Source organism: Methylocystis sp. IM3, assembly GCF_038070105.1.
GTDB lineage: Bacteria > Pseudomonadota > Alphaproteobacteria > Rhizobiales > Beijerinckiaceae > Methylocystis.
The window spans coordinates 1,280,086-1,293,746 of record NZ_JBBPBZ010000002.1; the positions used below are offsets into that span (position 1 = coordinate 1,280,086).

13 protein-coding genes are annotated in these 13,661 nt (G+C 66.2%); 8 read left to right on the forward strand and 5 right to left on the reverse strand.

What is annotated here, in order from left to right; all coding sequences use genetic code 11:
- Window positions 1–51 precede the first annotated feature (51 nt).
- The 5 genes from WOC76_RS08020 (at window position 52) to WOC76_RS08040 (ending at window position 7,695) form a co-directional block, all read left to right on the forward strand.
- On the forward strand, window positions 52–2,748 hold the full coding sequence (locus WOC76_RS08020) for a DUF3772 domain-containing protein (protein WP_341431363.1): 2,697 nt from the start codon (window positions 52–54) through the stop codon (window positions 2,746–2,748).
- Window positions 2,749–2,842: 94 nt separating this feature from the next.
- Window positions 2,843–4,261, forward strand: coding sequence for a glutamate--tRNA ligase (gene gltX / locus WOC76_RS08025; RefSeq protein ID WP_341107742.1), 1,419 nt, complete (start codon window positions 2,843–2,845; stop codon window positions 4,259–4,261).
- Window positions 4,262–4,494: 233 nt separating this feature from the next.
- Window positions 4,495–5,781, forward strand: coding sequence for a citrate synthase (locus WOC76_RS08030; RefSeq protein ID WP_341107740.1), 1,287 nt, complete (start codon window positions 4,495–4,497; stop codon window positions 5,779–5,781).
- 106 nt (window positions 5,782–5,887) lie between these two features.
- Window positions 5,888–7,381: a YcjX family protein gene (locus tag WOC76_RS08035; protein ID WP_445730642.1), complete on the forward strand. Its 1,494-nt coding sequence runs from the start codon at window positions 5,888–5,890 to the stop codon at window positions 7,379–7,381.
- Window positions 7,382–7,473: 92 nt separating this feature from the next.
- A complete protein-coding gene (locus WOC76_RS08040) occupies window positions 7,474–7,695 on the forward strand; it encodes a dodecin (RefSeq protein WP_341431364.1) in 222 nt (73 codons plus the stop codon).
- A gap of 70 nt (window positions 7,696–7,765) precedes the next feature.
- Here the strand turns inward: WOC76_RS08040 and WOC76_RS08045 are convergent, their stop codons facing one another.
- Entirely contained in the window at window positions 7,766–8,155 is a 390-nt protein-coding gene (locus WOC76_RS08045) for a hypothetical protein (RefSeq protein ID WP_341107739.1), read from the reverse strand.
- A 227-nt stretch (window positions 8,156–8,382) separates the two neighbouring features.
- On the opposite strand from WOC76_RS08045, the gene rplS reads away from it, so the two are divergent.
- Window positions 8,383–8,766, forward strand: a complete 384-nt coding sequence (gene rplS / locus WOC76_RS08050; RefSeq protein ID WP_341107738.1) for a 50S ribosomal protein L19 — start codon at window positions 8,383–8,385, stop codon at window positions 8,764–8,766.
- 97 nt (window positions 8,767–8,863) lie between these two features.
- Here the strand turns inward: rplS and WOC76_RS08055 are convergent, their stop codons facing one another.
- Both WOC76_RS08055 and WOC76_RS08060 read right to left on the reverse strand, forming a co-directional pair.
- On the reverse strand, window positions 8,864–9,274 hold the full coding sequence (locus WOC76_RS08055) for a VOC family protein (protein ID WP_341107737.1): 411 nt from the start codon (window positions 9,272–9,274) through the stop codon (window positions 8,864–8,866).
- Window positions 9,271–10,275, reverse strand: a complete 1,005-nt coding sequence (locus WOC76_RS08060) for a small ribosomal subunit Rsm22 family protein (protein ID WP_341107735.1) — start codon at window positions 10,273–10,275, stop codon at window positions 9,271–9,273. The genes WOC76_RS08055 and WOC76_RS08060 overlap by 4 nt, the downstream gene beginning before the upstream one ends.
- A gap of 196 nt (window positions 10,276–10,471) precedes the next feature.
- Here WOC76_RS08060 and leuC point away from each other — a divergent pair, with 196 nt between their 5' ends.
- Both leuC and WOC76_RS08070 read left to right on the forward strand, forming a co-directional pair.
- Window positions 10,472–11,890: a 3-isopropylmalate dehydratase large subunit gene (gene leuC, locus WOC76_RS08065; RefSeq protein WP_341387921.1), complete on the forward strand. Its 1,419-nt coding sequence runs from the start codon at window positions 10,472–10,474 to the stop codon at window positions 11,888–11,890.
- A 123-nt stretch (window positions 11,891–12,013) separates the two neighbouring features.
- Complete coding sequence (locus tag WOC76_RS08070) at window positions 12,014–12,442, forward strand: metallopeptidase family protein (protein WP_341107734.1); 429 nt, start codon at window positions 12,014–12,016, stop codon at window positions 12,440–12,442.
- A 15-nt stretch (window positions 12,443–12,457) separates the two neighbouring features.
- On the opposite strand, the gene WOC76_RS08075 is transcribed toward WOC76_RS08070, so the two are convergent.
- Together WOC76_RS08075 and WOC76_RS08080 are read right to left on the reverse strand one after the other, a co-directional pair.
- A complete protein-coding gene (locus tag WOC76_RS08075) occupies window positions 12,458–13,201 on the reverse strand; it encodes a class I SAM-dependent methyltransferase (protein WP_341107733.1) in 744 nt (247 codons plus the stop codon).
- Between the two features lie 63 nt (window positions 13,202–13,264).
- The gene (locus tag WOC76_RS08080; protein ID WP_341431365.1) at window positions 13,265–13,522 is read right to left on the reverse strand and encodes a hypothetical protein; all 258 of its coding nucleotides are present in this window, start codon (window positions 13,520–13,522) and stop codon (window positions 13,265–13,267) included.
- Between the last annotated feature and the right edge of the window lie 139 nt (window positions 13,523–13,661).

Consider the following 13,661-nt stretch of genomic DNA (forward strand, 5'->3'; position numbering starts at 1 on the left):
CCGCTAGACTTGGCCAAGGCTTGGCGATTCGATCTCCCTTGGAGACCTGCGTTGCGCAGACTGACGCTTTTTCTACTTCTGCTGGTTTCGTCGCTGCTTACCCTCGTGGCCGCCGCCGACGAGCCGCCGGCGACGATCGAACAGGTCAACGCCCGGCTCGACCGGACGCGCGCCACGCTCGACGAGCTTCACAAGAGCCTCGAAGACAATAATCTCTCCGACCGCGCGCTGCGCCAGCTGCGCGAGCGCATCGAGCCCATGCGCCATGAGCTCGAGGAAACGATCGATCTGCTGACCCCGAGGCTTGCCGCTGTCGAGGCCCGCTTGAAGGAGCTGGCGCCGGCTGCGAAGCCCGCTGAGCCGCCCGCCCCCGCCCAGGCTCAGGCTCCGCCCCCGCCGCCGGCGGCTCCCGCGCCGGCGGTCGATGCGAAGGCCGCGCCGCTGCCGCCCGTGAGGCCCGGCGCCGTAAAGCCTGCGGCGAAGCCCGACGCCGCCAAGGCGCAGCCGCCGCCTCCGCCGCCTCCCCCGGCCGCAGCGGCCGAACCGCAGCCGGGATCGGCCGAGGCGAGCGCCAGCGCCGAGCTGGTCGAGCAGCGCAAGGCTTTCGACGCCATCGACGCCACGCTCAAGCGCGCCCGCGCCATGCTGCTGGAGGCGCGTCAGCTCGGCGTCGCCATCCTCGCCCGCCAGCGGGCGCTTTTCGCCCAGACGCTCTTTCTCAAGACCAACGGGCTGTTCTCGGTCGATCTGTGGCGCGCGGCGTTGGCTGACGCGCCGGAGGTCGCATCCGAAGGCGCGCGCTTCCTTTCCGACCGCTTCGCCAATTTCATGAGCAGGCTGGAAAGCCGGCGGGCGGAGTTTCTCGCCGTCGTGCTGGCGATCTTCCTGGCGCTTCCGCCGGCGCTCTGGCTGGCCCGGCGCGTCTTGACGCGCGACCATTCAGGAAGGACGCCGACGCCGATGCGGCGGGCCGCCGGGGCGGGCTGGACGGCGATCGTCGCGGCGGCGGTTCCCGTCGGCGCGGCCGCCGCGCTGGGCGCCGCGCTGGAAGGGTTCGACCTTCTCGACGCCTCCGGCGAGCCGATCTGGCGCAACATCTTCGATGGGATCGCGCGCATCGCCTTCGTCTATGGCGCGGCCCTCGCTGTCTTTGCGCCCAAGCAGCCCGCCTGGCGCGTGATCGATCCCGGCGACCGGCTGGCGAGATTGTTCGTCCGGCTGCTGACCGCCGCCGCCGTCGTGCTGTCGCTCAGGAGCTTCGCCGAGCACATTGCGGAGGTCGTTCAGGCCAGCCTGCCGGTGGTGATCGTGTCGCGCGGCGTGGGCGTGATGATCGTCGCGGCGCTCCAGCTCGTCGCCGTCGTTTCGCTCTCGCCCGACCGGGTCGCCGCCACGGGAGAGGCGGGCGCGACGCGCGAGGGCCGAGACTGGATTACGGTCACGCGCCTTCTCGGAACGCTTGGCCTCATCCTGATCGTGGGGGCCTGCGCCCTCGGCTATGTGACATTCGCCAATTTCGTGATCTTCCAGACAGCCTGGACGGCGACGGTGGCCTTCGCGCTCTATGTCGTCGTGGTCCTGTCGGCCGGCGGCGTCGAGCACGCCTTCTCCGAAAAAGGCATTCTCGGCCGCACGCTCATTTATGGGCTCGGCGTGAAGCGGGAGCAGCTCGCGCCGATCGGCGTGGTGCTCGCGGGCATCGTCACGCTTTTCGCCTGGGGCGTCGCAGCGCTCCTCGCCATCGCGCCCTTCGGCTACGAGTCGAACGACATACTGGCGTCGGTCCGCGCCGCCTTCTTCTCCATCAAGGTCGGCGACGTCACCATCTCGCTATCCTCGGCAATCGTCGCCATCGCCCTGTTCTTCGTCGTGCTGGCGGCGGCGCAGGGGGTGCGTCGCTGGCTCGACACGCGCGTTTTGCCGCTGACGCGGCTCGACGTGGGGCTGCGCAGTTCGATCAACGCCACGCTCGGCTATGCGGGCGTGATCGCCGCCGCGATGATCGGCATGTCGAGCCTCGGCATCGGCGTCGAGAGGCTCGCCATCGTCGCGGGCGCGCTGTCGGTCGGCATCGGCTTCGGCCTTCAGTCGATCGTCAACAATTTCGTCTCCGGCCTCATCCTGCTCTGGGAGCGCGCCATCAGGGTCGGCGACTGGGTCGTGATCGGCGACGAACAGGGCTATGTGAAGCGCATCAATGTGCGCTCGACCGAGATCGAGACCTTCGACCGTGCGACCATGATCGTGCCGAACTCCAATCTTGTCAGCGGCGTCGTCAAGAACTGGCTGCGCGGCGACAAGATTGGTCGAATCAAGGTGGCGCTCGCGCCGCATTCGGGCGTCGATCCCGAGAAGATGCGGGACATCATGCTCGCCGCCGCCAGGGCGCAGGAGGACGTGCTGCGCATTCCGGCCCCGCAGGTGATGTTCCTCGGCATGGAGGCGTCGAGCTTCAAGTTCGAGCTCTGGTGCTATGTGGCGGATGTGGAGAAATCCTCGCGGGTGCGCAGCGATCTGCACTTCGACCTGCATCGGCGGCTCTCGGAAGTCGGGATAAAGATGGCCGCAACGTCCGAGCCGGCCAAGACCATTCTGGAGCTTCCCGAACTCGACAAGCTCGCCGCCGCCGCCGCGGCGAGCGCGCTCGCCATGGAAAGCGGGATCGTGCAGCTCGCGTCGCCGGACGACTCCTCTGTCGAAGACGCGCGGCAAAAGTCCCAGGACGCCGAGGCCAAGGAGGACGCCTGACGGCGGCGCCCCTTCGCGGTCATTCCTGTTCCCCCGGCGCGGCGCCCGTGTTAGAGGGGCGCTCCCGTAGGTCGATCAGGAAATCCGCCCGAAAATGTCGCAGGTCGTCACCCGTTTCGCGCCGTCTCCCACCGGTTTTCTGCATATCGGCGGCGCGCGCACCGCGCTGTTCAACTGGCTCTACGCCAAGCGCCACGGCGGCCGGATGATGCTGCGCATCGAGGACACCGACCGCGAACGCTCCACCCAGGCGGCGATCGACGCGATCATCGACGGGATGAAGTGGCTCGGCCTCGATTGGGACGGCGACATCGTCTATCAATTCTCGCGAGCGCCGCGTCACCGCGAAGTCGTCGAGGAGCTGCTGGCGAAGGGCAAGGCCTATCGCTGCTACGCCACCGCGCAGGAGCTCGAGGAGATGCGCGAGCTGGCGCGCGCCGAGAAGCGCCCGCCGCGCTATGACGGCCGCTGGCGCGACCGCGATCCCGCCGAAGCGCCCGCCGGCGCGCCCTTCGTCGTTCGCCTTGCGTCGCCGCTCGACGGCGAGACCGTGATCGAGGACGCCGTGCAGGGCAGGGTGGTCTTTCCCAACAAGGACATCGACGATTTCGTGCTGCTGCGCTCCGACGGCACGCCGACCTATATGCTCGCCGTCGTCGTTGACGACCACGACATGGGCGTGACGCAGATCATTCGCGGCGACGATCATCTGACCAACGCCGCGCGCCAGAAGCATATTTACGAGGCCATGGGGTGGGAGACGCCCGCCTTCGCACATATTCCGCTCATTCACGGGCCGGACGGCGCCAAGCTCTCCAAGCGCCATGGCGCGCTCGGGGTCGACGCCTACCGGGCCATGGGCTATCTGCCGGCGGCGCTGCGCAATTATCTCGTCAGACTCGGCTGGAGCCAGGGCGACAAGGAGTTTTTCTCCCTTCCGGAGATGATCGAGTCGTTCGATCTGGCGCAGGTGCATCGCTCGCCCGCGCGTTTCGATTTCGCCAAGCTCGAAAACATGAACGGGCACTATCTGCGCGACACGCCCGACGACGAGCTCTTCGCGATCCTCCTTGCGACGCTGCCCTATCTTGAGGGCGGCCCCACCGTGCTGGCGGCGCTCGACGACGGGAAGCGCGCGCAGCTTCGCGCCGCTCTGCCGGGGCTGAAGGCCCGCGCCAGGACGCTCAACGAACTCGTCGACGGCGCGGCTTTCCTCTTCGTCACGCGCCCGCTGCCGCTCGATGAGAAGGCGGCGAAGCTGCTGACGCCCGAGGCGAAGGCGCGGCTCGGCGCGCTCGGCCCGAAGCTCGCGGCGCTTCCCGACTGGACCGCGGCGGCGACGGAAGGCGTCGTGCGCGATCTTTCCGTCGAGCTCGGCGTCAAGCTTGGCGATCTGGCCCAGCCGCTGCGCGCGGCGCTGACCGGCCGCTCGACGTCGCCGGGCATTTTCGACGTGCTCGAAATCCTCGGACGCGCGGAGAGCCTGGGGCGTATCGCCGACCAGTCGGCCTGAGCGGCCCGATTGCCGATCACATGGCCTCGGCTCTCGCCTTGCTGGCGAGTTTTGAAGCTTGACAGACCCGGCGGTTGATATAGCTTTTTGCACTGCACAAGAGGTCGTCCGCCGCCCTGTATGTGCATAATTCACGGCCTGCCAGCGTTGCGACGCATTTTCGGTTAAGCGTTGTTCGGGCTGGGCCGGCGCCGCCGATTCGCGCGTCCGGGGGCCGACAAGCGAGGTGCGCAATGGCCGAGAACAAGGGTTCCTTCACGATTGGCGGCAAGACGATCGACCTTCCCGTTAAAGAAGGGACATTGGGGCCATCGGTCGTGGACATTCGCCATCTCTACGCCGAGACGGAGATGTTCACCTTCGATCCGGGCTTCACCTCGACGGCGTCCTGCGAATCGAAGATCACCTTCATCGACGGCGACGCCGGTGTGCTTCTCTATCGCGGCTATCCGATCGAACAGCTCGCCGAGCACGGCGATTTTCTCGAGACCTGCTATCTGTTGCTTTACGGCGAGTTGCCGTCGGCGGCGGAAAAGGCCAATTTCGATTACCGGATCACGCGCCACACCATGGTGCACGAGCAGATGGCCCGCTTCTTCCAGGGCTTCCGCCGCGACGCCCATCCGATGGCGGTGATGGTGGCGTCCGTCGGCGCGCTCTCGGCCTTTTATCACGACTCGACCAATATCGCCGATCCCGTGCAGCGCATGGTGGCTTCGACGCGCATGATCGCCAAGATCCCGACGCTCGCGGCCATGGCCTACAAATATTCGATCGGCCAGCCCTTCGTTTATCCGAAGAACGACCTCGATTACACTTCCAATTTCCTGCGCATGTGCTTCGCGGTGCCCTGCGAGGAATACAAGGTCAATCCAGTTCTCTCCCGCGCGCTCGACCGCATCTTCATCCTGCACGCCGACCACGAGCAGAACGCCTCGACGTCGACGGTGCGTCTCTCGGGTTCGTCCGGCGCCAATCCCTTTGCCTGTATCGCGGCGGGCATCGCCTCGCTGTGGGGGCCGGCGCATGGCGGCGCCAATGAGGCGGTGCTGAAAATGCTCGCCGAGATTGGCACGACCGACCGCATTCCGCAGTTCATCGCCCGCGCCAAGGACAAGAACGACCCCTTCCGGCTGATGGGCTTCGGCCATCGCGTCTACAAGAATTACGATCCGCGCGCCAAGATCATGCAGCGCACGACCCGCGAGGTGCTGAACGAACTCGGCGTGAAGGACGACCTGCTCGACGTGGCGCTGGAGCTCGAGCGCATCGCGCTCTCCGACGATTATTTCATCGAGAAGAAGCTTTATCCCAACATCGACTTCTATTCGGGCATCACGCTCAAGGCGATGAACTTCCCGGTGTCCATGTTCACCGTGCTCTTCGCCGTGGCGCGCACGGTCGGCTGGATCGCCCAGTGGAAGGAAATGATCGAGGATTCCGGCTCCAAGATCGGCCGGCCGCGCCAGCTCTACACGGGCGAGAAGCGGCGCGATTATGTGCCCATGTCGAAGAGGTGACGCCAGGCGATAAAGCGCCGCGGCGGAGAAGCTCGCTGTTCCGCTCTCCCAAAACGGCGGCTCATGGAGTAGATGGGGGCCTCTCTCGCCTCTGTCCGGAGCCGCTGTGTCCTCCCAATTTTCCGATATCTGGTTCGAGACGCGGGTCGCCGCGGAAAGCCTGGCCGATTTCGTGGCGGGCGCCCGTCTGCGCCTCGGCGTCACCGGCCTCTCGCGCGCCGGCAAGACTGTTTTCATCACCTCGCTCGTCCATCATCTCACGCGGGCGCTGGCGGCTGGGCGCAAGGCGCATATGCCGGTGTTCCGGGCGTTCTCGGAAGGCCGCATCCTCTCCGCGCATCTCGACCCGCAGCCCGATTTCAACGTGCCGCGCTTCGCCTATGAGGAGCATCTCGCGGCGCTGACCAGCGGGCCTGAGCGTCACTGGCCGCAGTCGACGCGACGCATTTCCGAATTGCGGGTCTCCATCGAATTCAATTCCAAGGCCTGGTCGCTGCGTCACATCGGGCAGGAACATGCGCGGCTCGACATCGACATCGTCGATTATCCGGGCGAATGGCTTCTCGATCTGCCGCTTTTGGGAAAATCCTACGCGCAATGGTCGCGGGAGACGCTGGAGGCGGCGAGCGCCGCGGCCCGCGCGCCCATCGCCGCCGATTGGCGGGGCGCGACGGCCATGGCCGATCCGAAGGCCCGCTATTCGGAGCAGACCGCGCAAAAGCTCGCCCGGCTGTTCACCGACTATCTGCGCGCCGCCAAGACCGAGAGATTCGCCCTCTCCACACTCCCGCCCGGCCGTTTCCTCATGCCCGGCGATCTCGAGGGCTCGCCGGCGCTGACCTTCGCGCCGCTTCCCGTCGAAGAGGGCGAGGAGCTGCCCTTTCGCAGCCTCGGGCGCGAGATGGAGCGCCGTTACGAGGCCTACAAGACCCATGTCGTGAAGCCGTTCTTCCGCGATCATTTCGCGCGGCTCGACCGCCAGATCGTGCTCGTCGACGCGCTTGCCGCCCTGAACTCTGGCCCGGCGGCGGTCCGCGATCTCGAAAATGCGCTGACCGACGTGCTCAACGCCTTCCGCACGGGCCGATCCAATCTCATTGCGCAGATCTTGCGCCCGAAGATCGACCGCATCCTTTTCGCGGCGACCAAGGCGGATCATCTTCACCATACCTGCCACGACCGGCTCGAGGCGATCCTGCGCCATCTGACCAGCCGCGCCATCGCCCGCGCGGAAGGGGTCGGCGCGAGCATCGACGTCATCGCCATGGCCGCCGTGCGCGCGACGCGCGAGGCGATCGTGCGCCACGAAGGCGAGAAGCTCTCCGCCATCGTCGGCACGCCGCTCGAGGGCGAGCGCATTGGATACGATGTGTTCGATGGAATCGCGGAAGGGGCGATTTTCCCCGGCGAGCTCCCCGACGATCCGAAGATGGCGTTTCACGGTGACGCTCTCGCCCTCGACGAGGAGGAGGCGGAGTACCGCTTCCTGAAATTCCGACCGCCGATCGCCAAGTTGGGGAAGGACCGGGAGCCCTTGCCTCTGCCGCATATCCGGCTCGACCGCGCCATGGAGTTTCTCTTTGGCGACAAGCTCGCCTAGGCTGGCGGACACAATCGGCCAGCCGAGGCCGTGATGACCAGAGACGACGCCGCGCTACTTCTCATAAGGCAGGGATTCAGTGGGAGCGCGTCATGGAAAATCATGTCTACAAGGTTGTCGAACTCGTCGGCGCGTCGCCGGACAGTATCGAGGACGCGATCGGCTCGGCCATTCAGCGCGCGGGGCTGACGCTGCGAAATCTGCAATGGTTCGAAGTGGTGCAGATTCGCGGGCGCATCGACAAGGGAAACGTCGAGAAATATCAGGTGACGATCAAGGTGGGTTTCACCCTGGACCTGGAGGGGGGAGCCTAAGTCCGGAGAAGTCGCTGGAGCCTTGGTGGCGGCTCCAGCTTCGGTTCTTCAGCCGGAACGGGTCAGCGCGTCAATGAGTGCGGCTCTTGCCGTTGCCGCCAACGGGCGTGAAATTCGCCCAGAAACGCGCGCCAGCGGCGAGGATGTCCTGCGTGTCGGAGATCGCCCGCCGCGCGTCTTCCGTCGCCATCTCCATATGTTTGACGGTCCAGTTCTGAAAAAGGCCGGCCGTTTCCGTGAGGGATTTCGCCGAGGTCAGCTTGCTGGCCAAATCCGCCGCCATCGACGCCTCATCCTGCAGCCGATCCATCCATTTGCGGTTGGAGCTTTGCAGCCGGTCCCAAAACTGGGACTGCACGTCCGCAAACTCCTCCAGGCGCTGTCGGCCCTCGGCCAGAAATTCGGAAGCCCTCGGCGTGGCTCGCCCGCGATCCGTTTGGCGCTCCTCCTGCTGAGTCATGTGACGCTCCTCATGAGTTGAGTTGGCCAGCCGCCCCGGCAAGGCTATATAGGTCGCATTCCGCGCGGTGGACTCCCCCGGCGCGCGGCTTTCTTTGCGCCGAAGCCCGCGCCTCGGCGCTCGACAATGGTCGCCAATTGATGTATGGGGAGCGGCCTCAACTAAAACAGCGTTCCGAAACGCTCGTCGGCCGAAAGGCTACAGACGAAACGGCAGGAGTTACCATTATGAACATCATCGAGCAGCTCGAGGCCGAACAGGCGGCCAAGCTCATCGAAGGCAAGAAGATTCCGGAATTCCGTCCCGGCGACACGGTCATCGTCAACGTGAAGGTCAAGGAAGGCGACCGTAGCCGCGTCCAGGCCTATGAGGGCGTCGTGATTGCCCGCAACGGCGGCGGCCTCAATGAGAGCTTCACCGTCCGCAAGATTTCCTATGGCGAAGGCGTCGAGCGCGTTTTCCCGATCCACGGGCCGCTGATCGACTCGATCAAGGTCGTCCGTCGCGGCAAGGTCCGCCGCGCCAAGCTCTATTATCTGCGCGACCGCCGCGGCAAGTCGGCCCGTATCGCCGAGCGCGTCGACCACAAGGCCAAGGCCTCGGGCGCGTAAGCTCGCATCCGCAGGATTTTACGCCGCCCGGCGCCAGAGACGGCTCCGGGCGGTTTTCTTTTGCGCACTTGATTCCTCTCTGCGAGCGGGCGCGCGGCTATTTGTTGTCCAGCGGCCCGTTCAGGATCCAGCGGTGACCGAAGGGGTCGCGCAGGCTGGCGTAGCGCGTTCCCCAGAAGGAATTCGTCGGCTGGGTTTCGATCTTTGCGCCCAGTTTGGCAGCGCGGGCGCAGGCGTCGTCCACCTCTTTGGCGCTGTCATATTCGAGACTGATCGAGACGGTGGCGCTGTCGCCCGGCATGGGCACGCGCGTCTGGCCGAGTTCGGGGAAGAAATCCGCAAGCATCACCGAGCCGCCATTGATCAGCAATTCGCAATGGGCGATGCGCAACCCGTCCACCGAGGGCATGATGGCGCGCTGCTTGGCCTCGAAGGCGCCCGTGTAGAAGGCGATGGCGGCGGCGGCCGGGCTGACGGTCAGATAAGGCGCAACCCTCGGTCGGTTCATCCATCTGCCTCCGGAAGGGCCGACAAGGCGTCGCCCCAGTCTTTTTTGCGATTCTCTTCATAGCGAGCCTTGTCCCGCTTGGGCAGGAAAATTTCGCGCAGCCCCGCCGATTCGCAAGCTTTCAGCGTGATCCCCGCCTTGCCGGAGCGCGCCGGGGCAAGGATGCGCCCGGCTGACGGCGCGCCGCTTCGCGCCGCGACGAGATAGGAAAACTTCTCGTCCTCGAAGGGGGCCTCGGCGCCCTTCAGCGCTTTGTGTTCGCGAGAGCGCGGCAGCCTGACCGAGAAATGGCACCAGTCGGGCGGCGAGAGCGGGCAGGGCCGCGCGTGGGGGCAGGGGGCCAGTATAGCGGCGCCAAGTTCGATCAGACGGGCGCGGATGCGCATGAGCCGCGCATGGTCGCGCGGCGTGCCGGGTTCGATGAGGGCGAGGGCGCCGCCCGTTCGCGTCCAGAGCGCGTCGGCGATTTCCGGCAGTTGATGCTCCGGAAGTTCGGTCAGCGCATAGGCGACGACGACAAGATCCCGCGGCGCGGCCGTTTCTGCGCCGAGGCGAGACATATCGGCCGACGCGATCCTGGCCGAGGCGACCCGCGCCTCGCCGCTTTCAGCGGCGAGCGTCGCGGCGAGCGCGAGAAAGGCCGGGCTGCGGTCGAGCATGTCGACGGCGCCGATCTCCGGCCAGATCAGGGTGGCGGCGTAGGCCGCCGCGCCGAGGCCGCAGCCGACGTCGAGCAAGCTTTTCGGCGCGAACTCCGGCTGCTCGGTCGCGACGCGCCCAAGCGCGGCGACGACCGCAGCATAGGTCGCGGGCATCCGTGTCAGCGCATAGGCGAGGGCGTCCGTCTCATTGCGGATCGCGTCGGCGGTCGGCTTGCGGGCGCGGTAGCTCTCGGACAGGCGGCGCGCGCTCTCGGCCAGCTCCTTGCGCGGCCGGCGCTCGAGCTGCGCCGCAATCGCCGCGGCGAGCCCGGCGGGCAGGGCGGGTGACGGACCGCTCATGCCGGGCAAGCGGGCGTCGCGGCGGGCGGACGGCGCGATCTCTCTTCCATGCCGCTTGCGTTACGGTTAGAAGAACCTCAATTCAAGGGGCGCCTTGCTTCTCCCCGCTTGGTCGGGAGGGCGGGCGGCTCCGGTCTCGCCGCTCGCGGGGAGCTTAAGGGAAAAGCCGCAGCCTGCGGCGTTGAGGAAAGTAGATATGTCCGCCAATTCGACCGCGCCGCGCACGCTCTACGACAAGATCTGGGACGACCATGTCGTCGACCGCCAGGACGACGGCGCCTGCCTGCTTTACATCGACCGGCACCTTATCCACGAAGTGACGAGCCCGCAGGCCTTCGAGGGGCTGCGCATGACCGGCCGCACGGTGCGCGCGCCGCAGAAGACGCTCGCCGTCGTCGATCACAATGTGCCGACGACCGACCGCTCTCTCCCGATCGAGGACCCGGAAAGCAAGGCGCAGGTCGAGCAGCTCGCGGCCAACGCCAAGGAATTCGGCGTCGAATATTACGACGAGCACGACCGCCGCCAGGGCGTCGTCCACATCGTCGGCCCGGAGCAGGGATTCACGCTTCCCGGCATGACCATCGTCTGCGGCGACAGCCACACCTCGACGCATGGCGCTTTCGGCGCTTTGGCGCACGGCATCGGCACGTCGGAGGTCGAGCATGTGCTCGCCACCCAGACGCTGATCCAGAAAAAGGCCAAGAACATGCTGGTGCAGGTCGACGGCAAGCTCGCCGACGGCGCCACGGCCAAGGACATCATCCTCGCCATCATCGGCGAGATCGGCACGGCGGGCGGCACCGGCTATGTGATCGAATATGCGGGCGAGGCCATTCGCGATCTGTCGATGGAAGGCCGCATGACGGTCTGCAACATGTCGATCGAAGCAGGCGCCCGCGCCGGCCTCGTGGCGCCGGACGAGAAGACCTTCGCCTATCTGAAGGACCGCCCCAAGGGACCCAAGGGCGAGGCCTTCGACATGGCGCGCAAATATTGGGAGACGCTCTATACCGACGAGGGCGCGCATTTCGACAAGGTCATCCGCCTCGACGCCAGCAAGCTCGCGCCGACCGTCACCTGGGGCACCTCGCCCGAGGATGTCGTCGCCATCGATGGAACGGTGCCGACGCCCGACAGCGCCAAGACTCCCCAAAAGCGGGACGCCATCGCGCGCGCGCTGGCCTATATGGGCCTCGAGGGCGGCGAGAAGGTCACCGACATCGAGATCGATCGCGTCTTCATCGGCTCCTGCACCAATGGCCGTATCGAGGATCTCCGCGCCGCCGCGAAGATGGTCGAGGGCAAAAAGGTCCATGAGCGGGTCAACGCCATGGTCGTTCCTGGTTCGGGCCTCGTGAAGGCGCAGGCCGAGGCCGAAGGGCTCGACAAGATCTTCCTCGCTGCGGGCTTCGAGTGGCGCGAGCCGGGGTGCTCCATGTGCCTCGCGATGAATCCGGACCGTCTGGCGCCGGGCGAGCGCTGCGCCTCGACTTCGAACCGTAATTTCGAGGGCCGTCAGGGCTTCAAGGGCCGGACCCATCTCGTCTCGCCCGCCATGGCTGCGGCGGCGGCCGTCGCCGGTCGCTTTGTCGACGTGCGGGAGTGGCGATAGGAAGGACTGAGGAAGGGGGCCGCGGCCCCCTTTTTTCGTTTGTCGCCAAAATCGCCGCGCTCCATGCGCGCCGAGGTCCAGCGCGACTTGTTGAGGCGACGCTACAGGCGCCATAGTCCGCCCATGAGCGAATCATCCATCGACTGGAGCCGGCAGGTCGCCCCGACGCTTGCCGAACTCGAAGCCATCGCTGACGCCGCCTTCGCGGCTCTGCCGTCAAAATTCACGCAACTGTGCGAGGGCGTCGTCTTTCGCGTCGAGGATTTCCCCGACGACGAGACGATGGAGGCCATGGAGTGCGAGACCGAATTCGACCTTCTCGGCCTCTTTCGCGGACGCGGGCTGACGGAGGGCGAGCATCTCGCCGAGACGGGCTCGGAGCCCAATATGGTGTGGCTCTATCGCCGTCCGATTCTCGACTTCTGGGCCGAAAGCGAGGAGACGCTGGGCGACATCGTCACCCATGTGCTCGTGCATGAGATCGGCCATCACTTCGGCCTGTCCGACGAGGACATGGAAGAGATCGAGCGGCAGGCGACGGCGCAGGATTGAAAAAGCCGCGTCCCGCTATTTCACGCATTCGATGAAGGCGATGGTCGGATGGTCGAGGAACGGCGTCCAGAAGTCGCGGCCGAACTCCTTCTCGCCTTCGGGTGAAAGGCGCGGCGCGCGCCAGACGATCTGCGTGAAGCCGGCGGCGCGAAACGCTTCCTCGTGCGCCTCCTTGTCGAGGAAGTAGTTCTCGATGTCGAAGGACGTTCCGTCCTCGAGAAAGACGCGCCAGGTAATAGGAGCCCCCTCCCGCAGCCCGCCTTCGATCTTCGCCTCGAATCCATATTGCCGGTAGGAGCGGTGCGGGTCGAAATCGAGCAAGGGGCTGCTGTTGACGGTGACAAATCGTCCACCGGGCTTGAGGCAGCGCGCGACGGCGTCGCACATGTCCTGCAATTCGCGACGGTCGTGCGCATAGTTGAGAAAATAGGCGGCGAAAGCGAGATCGAATTCGCCCTCGAAGGGCAGCTTTTTCCCGTCTCCCACGCGATAGTCCAGGCCGCCGAGAGCCTGCTGCGCCTCTTGGGCCCGCGCGAGCTCGATCATCCCTGGCGACAGATCGACCCCAACGACGCGGTCCGCGCCTTTCTCGCGCAGCCGCCGCGTGTAATGGCCCTCGCCGCAGGCGATGTCGATGACGGCCTTGCCGTCGAGCGCGGGAATCAGCTGGTCCAGCGTGTAGGCCTCGATATGGGTCCGCCACGGATGTTGTTTGGCGCGCTGATATTCTTTCGCGATCGGATCGTAATCGGTCGTCATTGTCGGCCCCTGGCGTTCGTATCAGCTTAGGCCGCGCGCCGGGCTTTGCAAATCCGCGGACGATTACTCGATGAAAGGCGCGCTTTTCAGCCGTAAGCGGCGCTGTTCGCGCGTTTCCGTCGAGGCGTCGGCGGCCCCCTCCTCGATGGCGCCGAGCGCCGCGGCGGCGAAGGCCGTCTGGCCGGTGAACGGCTTGCGTTTCGAGAAGGGAACGAAGCGGTCCGGCGAGAGAATGGCGGGGGCTTCCTGAACTTCGCGGGCGCGGATTGTCTGCCCCCCCATCGTCAAAGCCGCATGATCCATCGCGCCGCTGGCAATCATCGCTGGCGACGTCGCGCGGCGTCCTGCCGCGAGTCCGGGCGCGGGCGTCCGCGAGAGTCGGCGCGCATCCGGCCGGCCGCAACGCCGTGCAGGCGCCGCGCAAGACGAATTGGGTTTTCCCCGCGCGCGCAGCGATGGC

What these genes read in the sequence shown, in the direction of transcription:
- gltX (WP_341107742.1), top strand. Translation starts at nt 2,843, where the DNA reads ATGTCGCAGGTCGTCACCCGTTTCGCGCCGTCTCCCACCGGTTTTCTG.
- WOC76_RS08030 (WP_341107740.1), top strand. Translation starts at nt 4,495, where the DNA reads ATGGCCGAGAACAAGGGTTCCTTCACGATTGGCGGCAAGACGATCGAC.
- WOC76_RS08040 (WP_341431364.1), top strand. Translation starts at nt 7,474, where the DNA reads ATGGAAAATCATGTCTACAAGGTTGTCGAACTCGTCGGCGCGTCGCCG.
- WOC76_RS08045 (WP_341107739.1), bottom strand. Translation starts at nt 8,155, where the DNA reads ATGACTCAGCAGGAGGAGCGCCAAACGGATCGCGGGCGAGCCACGCCG.
- rplS (WP_341107738.1), top strand. Translation starts at nt 8,383, where the DNA reads ATGAACATCATCGAGCAGCTCGAGGCCGAACAGGCGGCCAAGCTCATC.
- WOC76_RS08055 (WP_341107737.1), bottom strand. Translation starts at nt 9,274, where the DNA reads ATGAACCGACCGAGGGTTGCGCCTTATCTGACCGTCAGCCCGGCCGCC.
- WOC76_RS08060 (WP_341107735.1), bottom strand. Translation starts at nt 10,275, where the DNA reads ATGAGCGGTCCGTCACCCGCCCTGCCCGCCGGGCTCGCCGCGGCGATT.
- leuC (WP_341387921.1), top strand. Translation starts at nt 10,472, where the DNA reads ATGTCCGCCAATTCGACCGCGCCGCGCACGCTCTACGACAAGATCTGG.
- WOC76_RS08070 (WP_341107734.1), top strand. Translation starts at nt 12,014, where the DNA reads ATGAGCGAATCATCCATCGACTGGAGCCGGCAGGTCGCCCCGACGCTT.
- WOC76_RS08075 (WP_341107733.1), bottom strand. Translation starts at nt 13,201, where the DNA reads ATGACGACCGATTACGATCCGATCGCGAAAGAATATCAGCGCGCCAAA.
- WOC76_RS08080 (WP_341431365.1), bottom strand. Translation starts at nt 13,522, where the DNA reads ATGATTGCCAGCGGCGCGATGGATCATGCGGCTTTGACGATGGGGGGG.